This is a genomic window from Sphaerisporangium sp. NPDC088356, assembly GCF_040685555.1.
Taxonomy (GTDB): domain Bacteria; phylum Actinomycetota; class Actinomycetes; order Streptosporangiales; family Streptosporangiaceae; genus Sphaerisporangium.
The window spans coordinates 44,405-60,480 of record NZ_JBFBIK010000010.1 but is presented as its reverse complement, the minus strand read 5'-3'; the positions used below and the strand labels follow the sequence as shown (position 1 = coordinate 60,480).

The following is a 16,076-nucleotide window of genomic DNA, read 5'->3' as shown; positions in this document are numbered from 1 at the left end:
CGAGGCGATGCCGTTTCCGGTGGAGCCGGGGTCGAAGGAAGAGGGCCGTGGAGCGTTATGTCTGGGAAGTTCGCTTCGCGTGGTGGTCGTCAGGCGCCGGAGGTCGTCACGGGCTCGTAATCGAGCAGGACCACCCCCGAATCGAGGATGGTCGTGTCGACGAGCTTGAGCTCGTTCTTGTCGTATCCGTCGAAAATGGAATCGGCGCCGGAGGCCCCCAGCGTGACGGGGTGAACCCAGAGACGGAACCGGTCGACCAGGCCGAGTTTCATCAGCTCGCGTACGATGCTGACGCTGCCGTAGATGAGGATGTCATCGCCCGGCTCGTCCTTCAGCCGCGACACCTCGCGCTTGATGTCGCTCTTGGCGAGGGTCGCGTTGTTCCAGGTGAGAGGCTCCTTGAGAGTCCTGGAGAACACGATCTTGGGGAGCTCGTTCATCCTGTCGGCGAACCCGGAGTCGTCGGTCATGGACGGCCAGGAACCGGCCATGATCTCATAGGTGACTCGTCCGAGAAGGAGAAGGTCCGCTGCGAATAGCTGGTCATGGGCATACTTCCCGGTGTTCTCCCCGAAATTATCGGTAACCCAGCCCATGTCCCCTTTCGGGCCCGTGGCGAAGCCGTCAAGAGTCGTGAACAGGGACACGATTATCTTTCGCATGGGATCTCCTTGTGACTGCGTTCGGGCAATCAAATATATGGATGTGCATGGCCTTGTTTAAACGCCTTCTCGGTCCCTGCTCCTTTCGGTGTCGCTTATATCGCTTGATGTCGCCCGCTTTCGAAGAGGCTCTTGCGAAAACAGGACTACCCTGTGGCCGACGATACTAACTTTCAAGACGAAAATAGTTGTCGGTGAGGGGAGGGGGGCGGCGGCACGCTGGAAGGGGCGCGCGACGAGACCCCCGGCTCCGGGGAAGGCACGGAGGCAGGCGGAGGCGAGAGGGGCCGAGGCGGTGGTCCGGCAGGGGCCGGCGCGGTGGTCCGGCATGGCCAGGGCGGTGGTCCGGCAGGGGCCGGGGTGAAGCGGTGGTCAGGAGCCGGGATGGAGCGGTGTCAGGCGCCTAGCCGGCGTCGGTGTCGGTGGTGGCCTTCCGGCCGCCGGCGACGAGGCGGTCGCGCTTGTCTGCGGACGCCGAGGGAGCGTCGCCCGAGCTTTCGGCCGGGGTGTCCTCCGCGGCGCCCGCGGGCCGCGCGGGTCGGCGGGGCCGCGTCTTGCGCGGGGCGGTGACCTCCCCGGTGTCACCGGACGACGGCTTCTCCTCGGGGAACGTCACCGGACCCTTCGCGGGGGTCTTCACGTCGGCGTCCACCGTCTTGGCGTCCTTGGGCGGAGTGGTCTCGCGTGAGGTCTCGCGCCACGAGGAGATCACGTCGTCCGCCTCGGCGTCGGCGGCCATCTCGTCGGCCGCCTCCGCGTCGCGCCGCCGGATCACGACCAGGTGGTCGATGGACAGCCGCCCGGCCCCGACGACGGCCAGCAGCACCGAGGCGGCGCCGAGCGCGACGATGAGGTTGATGTCCCCGCCGGTCAGCGGAAGGCCGGTGTCCCCGCTCACCAGCACGAACACCGCGAGCGCCTCGACGAAGAGTATGAGCCCGCAGGCGGGCACGGCCAGGCCGGCGACCAGGAGTGCCCCGCCGATGAGCTCGATGAGCATGGTCGTGGCGGCCCAGATGCCGGGCCCGGGGGCGTCCATCTTCGCGAATTGCTCGCTCGTCGCGGTCAGCCCGAACTCGAGCTTGTGCCAGCCGTTCGCGAAGAAGATCCCGCCGACGCCCAGCCGGGCGGCCAGCGAAGCGAGATCCTGCAAGGTTCGTCTCACGGTTGCCATTCTCTCGGGGTCGGTCCGCGTTGCACAGACAATTGCCCTGTATCGCTTCCGTCATGCACGGGTGGATCCGCGGCGTGGCAGCAGGAGCACGGCGGTGAGCGCGGTGACGCCCAGGAGCACCACGCTGACCACGACGGTCGAGTGCAGCGCCGTGACGAACGCGGCCCGCGCCGCCTCCATCAGGGCGCCGCCGGCCGGCCCGCCGACCTCTCCGGCGATATGGGCCGCCGAGGCGAGCGACTCCCTGGCCTGTCCCATCGCCTGGGGCTCGACCCCGGGCACGGTGCCCACGGACGGCGCGTACACGATCGTGGTGATCGTGCCGAGCACGGCGACTCCGAGGCCGGCGCCCAGCTCGTACGCCGTCTCCTCGATCGCGGCCGCTCCGCCGGCGCGTGACTCCGGCGCGGACGCCATGATCGTGTCGGAGGCGGCGAGCAGCGCGACCTCGACGCCGAAGCCGATGCCGGCGAAGCACAGGCAGAGCATGAGCGGGTGCTGCTCGGTGCCCCAGGCGATGGTGGGCGCCAGGGACAGCCCCGCGAGGGCGAGGCCGCCCGCCATGGTCGCGCGCAGGCCGAGGCGCTGCAGGATGTGCGCGGCGCAGAGCCCTCCCGCGATGGCCGCGACCATGAGGGGGAGCATGCGCACCCCGGCCCGCAGGGGACTGTCGCCGAGGACCAGCTGGAGGTACTGCGCGAGCATCAGCTCCAGGCCGACCAGCGCGAAGACCGAGAGCAGCACGCACAGGACCCCGACGGCGAAGCCGCGCTGGGCGAACAGGCCGATGTCGAGCAGGGGATGGGCGAGCCCGCGCTGGCGGGCGGTGAACCACGCGAGCAGCCCGACGCCCGTGAGGAGGATGGCGATCGCGGGGCCGAAGCCGAGCGTCGCGCCGTGCCCGGCCTCCTTCAGGCCGAAGGCGAGGAACAGGATGCCGAGGGTGGAGAGCACCGCGCTCGGCGCGTCCCACCGGTGGCCGGGGTTCCCCGGTGACTCCGGCAGCAGGCGCATGGCCAGGGGCAGCGCCACGACGAGCAGCGGGACGTTGATCAGGAAGACCGCGCCCCACCAGAAGTGCTCGACCAGGACGCCCCCGACCAGCGGGCCGACGGCGGCGCCACCGGCGGCGACCGCGCTCCACACGCCGAGGGCGATGGCGCGCTCGCGGCGGTCGGTGAAGACCTGCCTGATGATCGACAATGTGGCAGGCATGATCATCGCTCCGCCGACGCCGAGGAGCGCCCGGGAGGCGATCAGGGTGAGCGAGCTGCCCGCGAAGGCTGCGGACAGCGAGGCGACCCCGAAGACCACATAGCCCGCGAGGACGAACCTCCGCTTTCCGTACCTGTCGCCGAGGGTGCCGAAGGTGACCAGGAGCGGGGCCACGACCAGCGAGTAGACGTCGATGATCCACAGCAGCTCGACCGCCGACGGCTCCAGGGCGGCGGTCAGCGCGGGCACGGCGATGTGCAGGACCGTGGCGTCCACGGCGATCAGCAGCAGGCTGAAACAGAGCAGGGCGAGCACCGACCACCGGCTTGGCCGGCGGCCCGCGATCGTGCCCTCGGGGCGGACGCCCGGCCGGGTGCCCAAAACGGTCATGGGCCCTCAAATGGACGCGACCTGCTGAACATGCGTGGCAGCTTAGGCCAATCTCGGGTGATTCTTCAGCCGCTTGGTGCAACGGCTGAGTCCCGCCCACGCGAAGCGTTCCAGACCCGGGGGCCATGATCTCCAGGGGCACGTGGGATGGGTGATCAAGCTGGGGCGCCGCCGACCTCTCTAGAGAGCTATAGGTATATGTCCGACACCTAGTAAATCGGTGATCCGCAACGGACCATGACGGCGTGGGGAACGCCAGCGAGTCAGATCCCTCTCCGGTGCCATCCCCGCGAGACCGTTCCGATCCCCGGGCCTGGTGTGTGGTCGCCGTCGCGAGGCTGGCGCGTGATCAGCCTGAGGGGGCGCTGGAGGCCGCCGGCGAGGCGGTCGAACGCGACCCCGACGGCGAGTGGGGGCATCGGCTGACGAGTCTCGCCCTCGAACGCCTCGGCCGCGACTCCGAGGCGGTCGTCGCGGCCCAGGACGCCGTCCGGCTCGCACCCGGCTCCTGGGCCGCGCGGCTACGAATGGGCTCGATGCTCCGCAGGCTCCCCGGCCGGTGGCGGGACGCCTGGGCCCACGCTCAGCAGGCGGTGCGGTTCGCCCCCGAGCAGCCCGACCCGCACGTCCTCATCGGCGACCTCGCCCTGCTGCGCGGGGACCACGAGCAGGCCGCCGTGGCGTACCGGGCCGCGCTGAGGCGGGACGACGACCACCCGGGCGCGCGGATCAACCTCGGCCTGACGTTCCTGCGGTGGGAGCGGCCCCGCGACCACCACGACCCCACGTGGACGGTCGACCCCCGGGAGACCGGCCGCTCCCGCCGCGCTCTTGAGGTGTGGGCCAGGCAGGTCCGGGTGCTGCTGGCGATCTCCCTGGCCGTCGTGACCGTCCTGGCCTTCTGGTACGACCTGCGCGTGGAGGCGCGCATCGGCGGCGCGGCCGTACTGCTCCTTGTGCTGGTGGCGACCGTGCGGCAGGGCCGGAAGATCACGGTGTGGAAGTACGTGCTCGGCATGCTCGCGCGCGACCTGTGGCTCTGCGTCGCCGTGTCAGTCACCTTTCTCGTGGTGGCGGCGTACGCGGCGGCGCTCGCCACGCTGCCGGCCTGGTCGCTCGCGAGCGAGGTCGTCCCGCTGGTCGCCGCCGGCTCGGCGCCCACCCTGGTCGGGTGGGAGGACGTCCTCGGCGGGTTCTGGGCCGGGCTGCTCGGGCTGGTGCTCTTCAACGGGGTGGCCGTGCTGATCCTCCGCGCCTTCACCGAGGCCTGGCGGGGCAGGCCCGTACGGGCGCTCGCCGCGTTCACCGCCGTCCCGCCCGAGCGCGTCGGCCGGCGGAACACCGGCGTGACGTTGTGGATCGTGGCCGCGCGCCTGTGGTTCCTGGTGGCGGTGCTCGCCGTGCTCGCGGTGCTGCCCCTGGTGGCCGCCGAGCGCCGCGCCGCGCTCGCGGGGGTCTGCGTCCCGGTCGCCATGCTGTACGTGCGGAACAGGGGGGGCCTGCGGTCGCGGATGCGCGGCATCCTGCGTGCCGACTGGTGGCTGGCGGTGGCGCTGGCGTTCCTGTTCGTATCCTCCGCCGCTCTGGCGGTGGCGGGAGCCGTGTCCGTCCTGGGGCTCGCCCCCTGGATCGGCGAGCGGGCGTGGTGGACGGTCGCGGGCGCGCTGCTGGTCGTGGTGCTCGCGTTCGTGGCGCGGGCCGCGCGCGCCTGGTGGCGGGGGTCGGCCGGGCCGTGGCGGGCCTCGCTGATCCTCTGCGAGGGATGCGGTCCACGGCTGCCGGGCGAGGTCAGCCCCTCCGTCGCGCTCAGCCCCGAGGTGCGGCGGGCCTTCACCTACTCCCGCAGCGTCGTGCTGTCCTACACCGACGCCGGAGGACCCCGCACGCTGGCCGTCGGGGCCGTGACCTCGGTGAGCTCGTCGGGGGAACTGCGCCTGAACGCCGCCGAGGAGGCATGGGCGGCGGCGGAGCGCGATCCGCGGGTGGCCGTCTTCGTCGCCGACCCGATCGAACGGCGCTTCTGGGCCGAGGTGCGCGGGATCGCCCTCTCGGACTCAGCGGAGGACGTGCTGCGGGTGACGCCCAAGCACGTCGTCGTCGGCGAGTACCCCGGCCGCCACGAGGCCCGCACCTCCCCCCGCAGACCCTGATCCCCGTACGCCACACGGCTCGCCCGGACCTTGATCCCTGTACGGCAGCGTGTCCCAGGACCGTCGAAAGCCGGGTCCCCGAGCGTTTCCCGCCCGTCGAGGGCTCCTCTCCGTAGGGACCTCGCGGCGCGTTGTGCAGGGCACGCGCCCGGGGACGCGCGCGTGGGGCCCTTGTGCGGTATAACCGGGAGGCGACCGGGGAGGCAAAATGCGGGACTCCGACAGGGCCCGGCCGGCGGGGCGCGCCGCGGCCCGTGAGGCGTTCGAGCATGTCCGACTACGTTATTTCCAGCTTTCCCGTGCCACGAGACGGGTCATGTTCGCGGCCGTCCTCATCGGCGCACTCATCCTCGCGGTCGTGCTCGGCTGGTCGCCGTTGTCCACGTTCCTCACCACGCTGTTACTTCTTGGTTTCGCCGAGCTGACCCTGCGCTTCCCCCGCGCCGCCGCGACCGTGCTCGTCGTGGTGGCGTGGTCGTCGGTGATGGTGGTCATGGGCGGCTACGTGCAGCCGCATTCCTCGCTGCCCACGCTGTTCATCTTCCTCGGCGTGCTGGTCGGGATCGCCGCCCACCTGATCAGATGGGTGACGCCGTGGGTGACCACGCTCGCCGCCCTCGGCGCGGCGGCCATGGTCACCTTCGCCGTGGCCACGTTCTCCCCCGACGGCGCGCTGTGGGCGGCGTACGGCGTGGCCGTCGCCGTCCTGGTCTACCGCCTCATCCAGGCCAGCCAGGTGCGCCGCAGGCTCGCGGCATCGCAGGCGCAGGCGTCGTCCGTCCAGGCGAGGCAGCGCGTCAGGGACGGCGGCGGCGAGCGCGACGGCGCGCCCGAGCGCGGCACGCCTCCGCCCATCTCCGTCGAGGAGGCCCTCGGCGAGCTCGAGAGCATGATCGGCCTGGAGCCGGTCAAGGAGCAGGTGCGCTCGATCGCGGCCTCGATCGAGGCGTCCCGGCTGCGCGCGGAGGCCGGTTACTCCACCGGGCAGCCGATGCGCCACTTCGTCTTCGTGGGGCCGCCGGGCACGGGCAAGACCTCCGTGGCGCGCACCGTGGCCAAGATCTTCTACGCGTTCGGCCTGCTGGAGACGCCCTACGTCGTAGAGGCGCAGCGGGCCGACCTGGTCGGCGAGTACCTCGGCGCCACGGCCATCAAGACCAACGAGCTGATCGACCAGGCGCTCGGCGGCGTGCTGTTCGTCGACGAGGCGTACAGCCTGATGAACTCCGGCGAGGGCCAGTCCGACAGGTTCGGCGCGGAAGCCGTGCAGACCCTGCTGAAGCGGGCGGAGGACGACCGCGAGCGGCTCATCGTCATCCTGGCCGGTTACGAGAAGGAGATGACCACCTTTCTCGGCTCCAACCCCGGCCTGTCGTCGCGTTTCTCCACCCGCGTCAAGTTCCCGACCTACTCGCCGCCCGAGCTCCTGCGCATCACCGAGCTCCTGCGCACGCGGCGGGGCGAGCGGCTCTCGTCGGACGCCCCGCCAGTGCTGCTCGGCCTGTTCGAGGACGTGCACCGCCGCGGGCTCATCGACGAGCTGGGCAACGCCCGGTTCGCCCGCAGCCTGGTCGAGGCGGCGGCGCAGGCCCGCGACGTGCGCGTGGTGGGCGCGGGCGGCTCTCCCAGCCGTGAGGATCTCGTCACCACGACCACCGCCGATCTCACCAAGGCGTTCTACGAGATCACCGCCAGGTTCCGCGGCTACCAGGCCACGCCGAGCCTTGAGGAGGCGCTCGCCGATCTCGACCGCATGGCCGGTCTCGAACCGGTCAAACGGCAGGTCAAGGCCATCGCGGCGCAGCTCCGCGTCGCGCGGATGCGCCAGGAGCAGGGGTTGCCGGCCCCGCCGCAGATGCGGCACTTCGTCTTCGTCGGGCCGCCCGGCACCGGCAAGACCACGGTGGCCCGCGTGCTCGGCCGCATCTTCGCCGCGCTCGGGCTGCTGTCCCGCCCCGACGTGGTGGAGGCCTCCCGGGCCGACCTCGTCGGCCAGCACCTCGGCGCCACGGCGATCAAGACCAACGAGCTGGTCGACCGGGCGCTCGGCGGCGTGCTGTTCGTCGACGAGGCGTACAGCCTGGTCAACAGCGGCTACCAGGGGGGAGACGCCTTCGGCGTCGAGGCCGTGCAGACCTTGCTGAAACGCGCCGAGGACGACCGCGACCGTCTCGTCATCATCCTGGCCGGGTACGCCTCTGAGATGGAGCGCTTCCTGGCCACCAACCCCGGCCTGGCCAGCAGGTTCAACCAGCGCGTGACGTTCCCGTCCTACAGCCCGGCCGAGCTCACCGAGATCGCGGGGTTGCTGGCGGAGCACTCGGGCGACCGCTTCGACGAGTCCGCCAAGCGCGACCTCGCCGACGTGTTCTCGTGGGTCTGCGCCGAGGGCCTGATCGACGAGCTGGGCAACGGCCGCTTCGCCCGCTCGCTGTTCGAGCGCGCCGCCCTCGGGCGCGACGTACGGCTCGCCGGGCGCGGCGGCACCGCGAGCGCCGAGGATCTCACCACCATCACCAGCGACGACGTGCGCACAGCGGTGGACGAGCTCGCCGACCGCTAGACCGGCCCGGTCCCTCTTCGGGAGGCGCTCGGCGGCGGCGTCGCGAGGTTCGCCGACCGGCCGGAGCCGGGCACCTGAGGGTCATCGGGTCCGACACCTGGCCCGATCGACCACTTTCTTGTCACCGGATGGTTACGTCATGTAGCAGGATGGGCACGGAGGGTCGCATGCCGCCCCTCGCGGCGGGTCATCCGGCATGACGTGGCAATCGGCGGAAGGGGGGCGATGGCAGGGTTCCTGCTCCGCCGGTTGGTCAACTACGCGGTGTTGATCGCCGTCGCCACGAGCCTGGCGTACATGCTGGCCGCCACCGCGCTCAACCCCCGGTCCAACTACGAGGGGCGCACTCCCCGCCCGCCCGCCGCGGTGGTCGACGCCCAGCTCTCGCGGTACAACCTCAACGACCGCACCCCGCTCTTCGAGCGCTACCTCAGGTGGGCCGGGGGAGTGGCGAGTGGCGACTTCGGCAGCACCTGGAACGGCGACAGCGTCGACGCCCAGCTCGGGCGCCGTCTCGGCGTCACGCTGCGGCTGATCCTGCTCGGGGTGGTGCTCGGCAGCGTGGCGGGGGTCCTCATCGGGGCCTGCGCGGCGGTCGGGCAGTACGGCTGGTTCGACCGGCTGTCCACCGTGGCCGCCTTCCTCGTGCTCGCGATCCCGACCGTCGTGCTGGCGAACATGCTGATCATCGGCGCGGTCTGGCTCAACGACCATCTCGGCGCGCAGATCTTCCTGGTCAGCGGCGAGACCAGCCCGGGGCTCGAAGGCGGCGTGGGGGCGGCGCTGCTCGACCGCGTCAAGCACCTCGCCCTGCCCACGCTCTCGCTCGCGGTCGGGCAGGTCGCCGTCTACAGCCGCTATCAGCGCAACATGATGCTCGACGTGATCGAGGCCGACTTCGTCCGCACGGCCATGGCCAAGGGGCTGCGCCGGCGCACCGCGCTGGTCAAGCACGCCCTGCGGACCGCGCTCATCCCCGCGGTCACCTACTTCGCGTTCACGTTCGGCTCGTTGCTGGTCGGCGCGACGATCACCGAGTCGGTCTTCGGCTGGCACGGCATGGGGGAGGAGCTGGTCGCCTCCATCCGCACCAACGACGTCAACATGGTCGCGGCGATCAGCTGCTTCGCCGCGCTGGCCGTGCTGCTCGCCTCGCTGGCCTCCGATGTGCTGCACGCCTTCCTCGACCCGAGGGTGCGGGTGGGCTAGATGATGACGCTGCCGGAGGAGGAGTTCGCCGAGGTCGAGGCGGGCGTCGAGCGCGTCCGCGTCCCGTCCAGGACCCGCGTGGTGGCCGCGCGCTTCTTCCGCTCCCGGCAGGGGCGGCTGGGCTTCGGCCTGCTGGTGTCCATGTTCCTGCTGGCCTTCCTCGGCCCGCTGTTCTACCGCTGGTCCTACACCGACATGGACTTCTCGGCGTTCATGCGGCCGCCCTCGCCGGGCCACTGGTTCGGAACGCTCCAGACCGGGACCGACGTGTTCGCCGTGACGCTGCGCGGAGCGCAGAAGTCGCTGATCGTCGGCCTGCTCGTCGCGGTGCTGTCCACCGGCGTCGCCGCGGCGGTCGGCTCGTTCGCCGGCTACTTCCTCGGCTGGACCGACCGCACGCTCATGTGGGTCGCCGACCTGCTCCTGGTCCTACCGGCGTTCCTGATCCTGGCGATCATGTCGCCGCTGTTCACCGGGGGGCGCTGGCTGCTGTTCGTGATCATGCTGACGCTGTTCCTGTGGATGGTCACCTCGAAGATCGTCCGGGGGATGACCAAGGCGATCAAGGAACGGGAGTACGTCATGGCGGCGCGGTTCATGGGGGTGCCGCCCTCCACCATCATCTTCAGGCACGTCATCCCCAACCTCGCGTCCCTGCTGATCGTGGACGCGACGCTGAACGTCAGCGCCGCGATTCTCACCGAGACGAGCCTGTCGTACTTCGGGTTCGGCATCCAGCCGCCCGACGTCTCGCTCGGCAGCCTGATCGCCGACGGCTCGCGGACCGCGCTGTACGCCCCGTGGTCGTTCTGGTTCGCCGCCGGAGGCCTGGTGATCATGATCCTCGCGGTCAACCTGATCGGCGACTCCCTGCGCGACGCCTTCGATCCCGGCGCCAGGAGGCGGGGGTGAGCGGCCCGGTCCTGGAGGTGCGCGACCTGGAGGTGCGCTTCGGCGACGTCCGGGCCGTGCGCGAGGTCAGCTACTCCGTCGAGGCGGGCGAGGTGCTCGGCATCGTGGGCGAGTCCGGCGCGGGCAAGTCGGTCACCTCCCTGGCGGTGATGGGCCTGCTGCCGAGGCACGCCACGGTGGCCGGCTCGGTGCTCCTGCACGGCCGGGAGCTGCTGGGCGCTCCCGAGAAGGACCTCGCCGGCTTCCGCGGCCGCACGATGTCGATGGTCTTCCAGGACCCGCTCTCGGCGATGACGCCGGTCTACCGCGTGGGAGACCAGATCGCCGAGGCCGTGCGCGTCCACCAGCGGGTGAGCCGCCAGAGGGCGGCCGAGCGGGCCGTGGAGCTGCTCGACCTGGTGGGCATCCCGAGCCCCCGGCAGCGGGCCAAGGCCTTCCCGCACGAGTTCTCAGGCGGCATGCGGCAGCGCGCCATGATCGCCATGGCCATCGCCAACGACCCCGACGTCATCATCTGCGACGAGCCGACCACCGCGCTCGACGTCACCATCCAGGCCCAGGTCCTCGAGGTGCTCAAGAAGGCCCAGCGCGAGACCGGCGCGGCCATCGTGCTGATCACCCACGACCTCGGGGTGGTGGCGGGCTTCGCCGACCGCGTGCTCGTCATGTACGCGGGGCGCGAGGTGGAGGTCGGCACGGTGCGCGACGTGTACTACCGCTCGCGCATGCCGTACACCATCGGCCTGCTGGCCGCGGTGCCCCGTGTCGACGCGGGCAAGGAGGTGCCGCTCGTGCCGGTCGAGGGCAATCCTCCCTCTCCGGCCGATCTGCCGCCCGGCTGCCCGTTCGAGCCCCGATGTCCGATGGCCGTTCCCGAGTGCTCGCTCGCCGAGCCGCCGCCGGCGGAGGTGGCTCCGGGCCACCGGGCGGCCTGCATCCGCGCGCACGAGATCGGCTCCTCTCCGGCCGCCGCCACGCCGGTCCGCGCGGTCCCGGCCGTGGCCGTTCCGCCTCCTGCCGGCCTGGGCGCCGCCGAGCCGCCGCCTTGTTCCGTTCCGGGCGTCGTCGGGGCGCCGCCTTCTTCCGAACGGCTGCCGCGCGAGCGGCGCGCCGTGGTGCTCCAGGTCGACGGCCTGGTGAGATACCACCCCCTGATGAAGGGCGCGGTCTTCAGGCATCGGGTCGGCACGGTCCACGCCGTCGACGGCATCAGCTTCGACATTCGCGGGGGCGAGACGCTCGGCCTGGTGGGGGAGTCCGGCTGCGGCAAGACCACGGCGCTCATGGAGATCCTCGAGCTGGTCACGCCCGAGCGAGGCCGGGTGGTCGTGTTCGGGCGTGACACCGCCGAGCTGACCCCTCGCGACCGCATGGCCCTCCGGCGGCACCTGCAGGTGGTCTTCCAGGATCCCCTCGCCTCGCTGGACCCTCGGATGACCGTCCACGACCTCGTGAGCGAGCCCCTGGTCGCCCACGGGCGGAAGGACACCGGCGCCCGGGTGCGCGAACTGCTCAGACTCGTCGGCATGGACCCGGCGGATGCCTCCCGCTACCCCCAGGACTTCTCCGGCGGGCAGCGCCAGCGCATCGCCATCGCCCGGGCGCTGGCCCTGGAACCCCGGCTGATCGTGCTCGACGAGCCGGTGTCCGCGCTCGACGTGTCGATCCGGGCCGGGGTGATCAACCTCCTCGACGACCTCGGGCGCCGTCTCGGCCTGTCCTACCTGTTCGTGGCCCACGACCTGTCGGTGGTGCGGCACATCGCCGACCGCGTGGCGGTGATGTACCTGGGCAAGATCGCCGAGATCGGGCGGGTGGACCAGGTGTACGGCGCCCCGATGCATCCGTACACCCAGGCCCTGCTGTCCGCGGTTCCCATCCCCGACCCCGACAAGGAGCGGGAGCGCCGCCGCATCCTGCTCGACGGCGACCTCCCCAGCCCCGCGAACCCCCCCTCGGGCTGCCGGTTCCGCACCAGGTGCCCCAAGTTCAAGGCCCTCACGGATGTGCGCCGGGTGCGCTGCGTCGAGGAGGAGCCCGAGGTCCGCCCGCTGGGTGACGACCACGGGGCCTCCTGTCACTACGCGGAGAAGCTCGACGTCGTCTAGCGGCCAATGCCGGACATATACCTATATATAGGAGGAAACGTGACTGCAGTCCGGAGGGGACGGCCGGGCGCGGGGGAGCCGTGCGGAGAAGCCGGTGCGCCCTCGCCGGTGGGCGCGCCGATCAGAGCCCTCGCGCGCGCTCGCCGGGGCCCGCTGGTGGCCGTCGCCCTCGCCGTCACCCTGTCGCTCGCCCCGGTGGCCTGCGGGAACGACTCGGGTGGCTCGGGGGGTACGGCCACGGGGAAGATCGCGCCGGCGATCAAGGCGTTCGACATCAACCCGATGCCCCGCGACCGGGTCAGGCAGGGCGGCGTCCTGCACTGGGGGCTCACCGAGTTCCCCACGCAGTGGAACCTGAACCACGTCGACGGCAACCTGGCGGAGGTCAAGAAGGTCATCGACGCCCTGATGCCCGCCGCGTTCCGCTCCGACGAGAAGGCCACCCCGACCCCGAACACCGACTACGTCACCGACGCCCGGGTGACCGCGACCAGTCCGCGGCAGGTGGTCGCCTACACGCTGAACCGCAGGGCCCGGTGGTCGGACGGCAAGCCGATCACCTGGCAGGACTACGAGGCACAGTGGAAGGCCCTGAACGGCAAGAACCCCGACTTCCACGTCGCCGCGACCACCGGATACCAGGACATCGCGAGCGTCGCGCGGGGCAGGGACGACTACGAGGTGGTGGTGACCTTCGAGAGCCCGTTCTCCGAGTGGCAGTCGCTGTTCTGGCCGCTCTACCCGAAGTCGACGAACGCGACGCCGGACGCCTTCAACACGAGCTGGCTGAACCGGATCCCCGTGACCGCCGGCCCGTTCAAGTTCGCCTCCTTCGACCAGACGGCCAAGACGACGACGATCGTCCGCGACGACGCCTGGTGGGGTGACAGGGCCAAGCTCGACAAGATCATCTATCGTTCGCTGGACACCGACGCGCTGGTCGGGGCGTTCACCAACGGCGAGCTGGACGTCTTCGACGTCGGGCCCTCCGCGCCCGACTACGCGAGGGCCAGGAGCGCCAGGGGGGCGGTCATCCGGCAGGCCGCCGGTCCGGACTTCCGGCACTTCACGTTCAACGGCGAAAGTCCCGCGCTCTCCGACGCCAAGGTCCGCCAGGCGATCGTCCTCGGCTTGAACCGCGAGGTGATCGCGCGGTCCGACCTGCAGGGCCTCAACTGGAACAGCGCGCTGCTGAACAACCACTTCTTCATGAACACCCAGGCGGGCTATCAGGACAACTCCGGCGCGCTTGGGAAGTACGACCCGGCCAAGGCCGAGCGGCTGCTGGACGCCGCCGGCTGGCGCCGGGCGAGCCCCACCCGCCAGAAGGCCGGCAAAGTGCTCACCGTCCGCTTCGTGATCCCCGCCGGGCTCCAGCTCAGCAAGTCCGAGGGCGAGCTCACGCAGGCCATGCTGGAGCGGATCGGCGTCAAGGTCACCATCCAGTCGGTGCCGAACGACGACTTCTTCTCCAAGTACGTGATTCCCGGAAACTTCGACATCGCGCCGTTCTCCTACATCGGCACTCCCTTCCCGGTCTCCAGCAGCTACGGCACGTACGCCAACGGGGTCAAGTCGTCGGACGGCAAGGTCCGGTGGAACGCCAATTTCGGCAGGTCGGGCAGCCCCGAGATCGACGCGGCGATGAAGCGGGCCTCGTCCGATCTCAACGCCGAACGGGCGAGGAGCGACGCCAACGAGGCCGACAAGCTGATCTGGCAGAAGGTCAACGTCCTCCCGCTCTACCAGCGGCCGCAGAACTGGGGGGTGAAGTCCACGCTCGCCAACATCGGGGCCCCCGGGTTCTACACCCTGAAATACGCCGACATCGGCTTCAGCGGCTAGCGGGGCGCCGGAAGGCTAGGCGGAGGGCTCGTCGGGGATGTCGGCGATGTCGTCGAGGGCGGCGGCCAGCTCGTCGGGGTGGTCGCCGATCCGCTCGGCGATCTCCATGAGCACGTGCAGCACGTCGTGCCGGTCGTGCCCGAGGTCGAGCAGGCGCTGGGCGGCCTCCCACATCTGCTCGGGATCGCCGTCCCACAGCCGCTTGGCGATCTCCTCGTGCCAGGCCAGGTGCTCGGCGTAGTCGGGACGGTCGCGCTCGTCCGCGTGGTCGATCTCCACCAGGATGCGGCGGTCGGCGTCCTCGGCCGGATGCAGGGCCGACAGGTCGATGTCGCCGTGCACGCCTTCCAGGAACGGGAACGCGAACGCCCGCCTGGCGAGGGCCGACAGGTCGCCGTCGGGCAGCAGGCGCTCGACGAGGGACCGGTCCAGGCCGAAGGTCGTCGGATCGCGGTAGGCCTCGGTGAAGCGGCCCGTCGCCTCCCAGACGGCGTCCAGCGTGGCCCGCACGCCCTCCTCGGGCAGCCCGGTCTTCGGGGCGGCGAACCGCACCCACGACAGCAGCACGTGGGGCATGGCCTCCTGCTCGGCGGGGTCGAGGAGGACCTTGCGCGGCAGCCAGTCGAGCAGGAACGTCTCGCACTTGGTGGGGCTGACCCGCAGCGGGCGGTTGAAATCCTGGTCGCAGCCGTAGTCGATGATGTGGTCGGCGCACCGGGACGCCGCCGAGGGGTCGGAGAGGTGCTCGGCCGCGTCGGAGGCCAGGAACTCCGCCGCGAGCATCGCGCGGCGGTCGCGGCTGTACGGCGCCTCGCTGAAGAGCGGGGCGGGGCGCTTGCGGCCCGGGGGCAGTGCCTTGATCCGCGCCCTGGCGAAGGCGTGGTAGGCGCTGTAGCTGTCGCTCACGAGCTTGGGCGACTTGCGGCCCAGCGACTCGGTCGTGGCCTTCATGGCGAACTCCAGAAGCGCCCTGGCCTGCTGCGGCTCGATCTCCTCGAAGCGCAGCATGGGATTGCCCGCGGCCTCCATGCCGGCCTTCTCCAGCAGGCTGTCGACCTGGGAGGAGACCCACGCGTCACGGGCCATGCCCCGCATGTTGTAGTCGACGATCACCACCAGGGCGTGTGAATCCTCGCTGTGGGCCTCGGGAGCCCGCTCGGCCACGGCGCCCTCTGCCGTGCCGAGGCCCGGCGCCTCGTGCCCGGCGACCAGGTCGGCGCCGTCGCCGCCTGCCGTCTCAGCGGCTTCTGAGCCGCGATCGTGCCCGCTCGCACCGGAACGGTGGCCGGGACCCGCCACCCCGACCTTGCCGGAAGACGACTGCTGGCCGACGCGGCCCTGCGCGGACTGGTCGGGAAAGCCCCGGTAGGCGAAGGTGCACACCACGGTGTCCTGGTCGCCGTAGGCGTCCCTGGAGACGTAGCAGCCCCGGGGTTTGACCGCTCCAACCCGCTCCGCCCAGCGCGGTCTCGCCACGTCGGACTCCATCAGGGCCAGCGCCGCGCCCTCGGCCTTCGCGGCCTGCCGGGCGGTGCCGAGGTAGGCCACGGCGATCAGCAGGGTCAGCGCGGCGGGCGTGCCTGCCTTGGCGGCGTAGTCGACCAGGCCCTCGCCGAGGAACTCCTCGACGTCGCCCCGGCGCAGGCGGCGGCCCCACCACGCGCCGAGCATGTCGGAGACCATCAGCTCGGCGTCGAGCGGGGTGCGGACGGCGAGCAGCTCGCGGGCCGCCAGAAGCATCTCCGCGAACACGTCGTCCGGCGGCTGGGTGCCCCGGGGGTCTCGTCGTCGTCGGCGGCTCACGCCCCTTACCTTCTCGCATTCCAGCCCCAAACGGTGCACGGAACG

Annotated in this window: 10 protein-coding genes; 6 read left to right on the top strand and 4 right to left on the bottom strand. The window is 71.2% G+C overall.

The window, feature by feature from the left end; genetic code table 11:
* Window positions 1-89: 89 nt before the first annotated feature.
* From AB0O34_RS06540 to AB0O34_RS06530, 3 genes are all read right to left on the bottom strand, one after another.
* A complete protein-coding gene (locus AB0O34_RS06540) occupies window positions 90-662 on the bottom strand; it encodes a dihydrofolate reductase family protein (RefSeq protein WP_363913324.1) in 573 nt (190 codons plus the stop codon).
* 403 nt (window positions 663-1,065) lie between these two features.
* Window positions 1,066-1,827 carry a DoxX family protein gene (locus tag AB0O34_RS06535; protein ID WP_363913322.1) on the bottom strand — a complete coding sequence of 254 codons (762 nt, stop codon included), beginning with the start codon at window positions 1,825-1,827 and terminating at the stop codon, window positions 1,066-1,068.
* Between the two features lie 60 nt (window positions 1,828-1,887).
* Window positions 1,888-3,441, bottom strand: a complete 1,554-nt coding sequence (locus AB0O34_RS06530; RefSeq protein WP_363913320.1) for an MFS transporter — start codon at window positions 3,439-3,441, stop codon at window positions 1,888-1,890.
* Window positions 3,442-3,761: 320 nt separating this feature from the next.
* Between AB0O34_RS06530 and AB0O34_RS06525 the strand changes: the two genes are divergently transcribed.
* The 6 genes from AB0O34_RS06525 (at window position 3,762) to AB0O34_RS06500 (ending at window position 14,228) form a co-directional block, all read left to right on the top strand.
* Entirely contained in the window at window positions 3,762-5,591 is a 1,830-nt protein-coding gene (locus AB0O34_RS06525; protein WP_363913318.1) for a hypothetical protein, read from the top strand.
* A gap of 208 nt (window positions 5,592-5,799) precedes the next feature.
* Window positions 5,800-8,154, top strand: coding sequence for an AAA family ATPase (locus AB0O34_RS06520; protein ID WP_363913316.1), 2,355 nt, complete (start codon window positions 5,800-5,802; stop codon window positions 8,152-8,154).
* Between the two features lie 225 nt (window positions 8,155-8,379).
* Window positions 8,380-9,363, top strand: coding sequence for an ABC transporter permease (locus AB0O34_RS06515; protein ID WP_363913314.1), 984 nt, complete (start codon window positions 8,380-8,382; stop codon window positions 9,361-9,363).
* Between the two features lie 3 nt (window positions 9,364-9,366).
* Window positions 9,367-10,275 carry an ABC transporter permease gene (locus AB0O34_RS06510; protein ID WP_363913389.1) on the top strand — a complete coding sequence of 303 codons (909 nt, stop codon included), beginning with the start codon at window positions 9,367-9,369 and terminating at the stop codon, window positions 10,273-10,275.
* Window positions 10,272-12,383 carry an ABC transporter ATP-binding protein gene (locus AB0O34_RS06505; RefSeq protein ID WP_363913312.1) on the top strand — a complete coding sequence of 704 codons (2,112 nt, stop codon included), beginning with the start codon at window positions 10,272-10,274 and terminating at the stop codon, window positions 12,381-12,383. The genes AB0O34_RS06510 and AB0O34_RS06505 overlap by 4 nt, the downstream gene beginning before the upstream one ends.
* Window positions 12,384-12,422: 39 nt before the next feature.
* Window positions 12,423-14,228 carry an ABC transporter family substrate-binding protein gene (locus AB0O34_RS06500; protein ID WP_363913310.1) on the top strand — a complete coding sequence of 602 codons (1,806 nt, stop codon included), beginning with the start codon at window positions 12,423-12,425 and terminating at the stop codon, window positions 14,226-14,228.
* Between the two features lie 15 nt (window positions 14,229-14,243).
* Here AB0O34_RS06500 and AB0O34_RS06495 read toward each other — a convergent pair whose 3' ends face one another.
* Window positions 14,244-15,968 carry a hypothetical protein gene (locus AB0O34_RS06495; RefSeq protein ID WP_363913387.1) on the bottom strand — a complete coding sequence of 575 codons (1,725 nt, stop codon included), beginning with the start codon at window positions 15,966-15,968 and terminating at the stop codon, window positions 14,244-14,246.
* Between the last annotated feature and the right edge of the window lie 108 nt (window positions 15,969-16,076).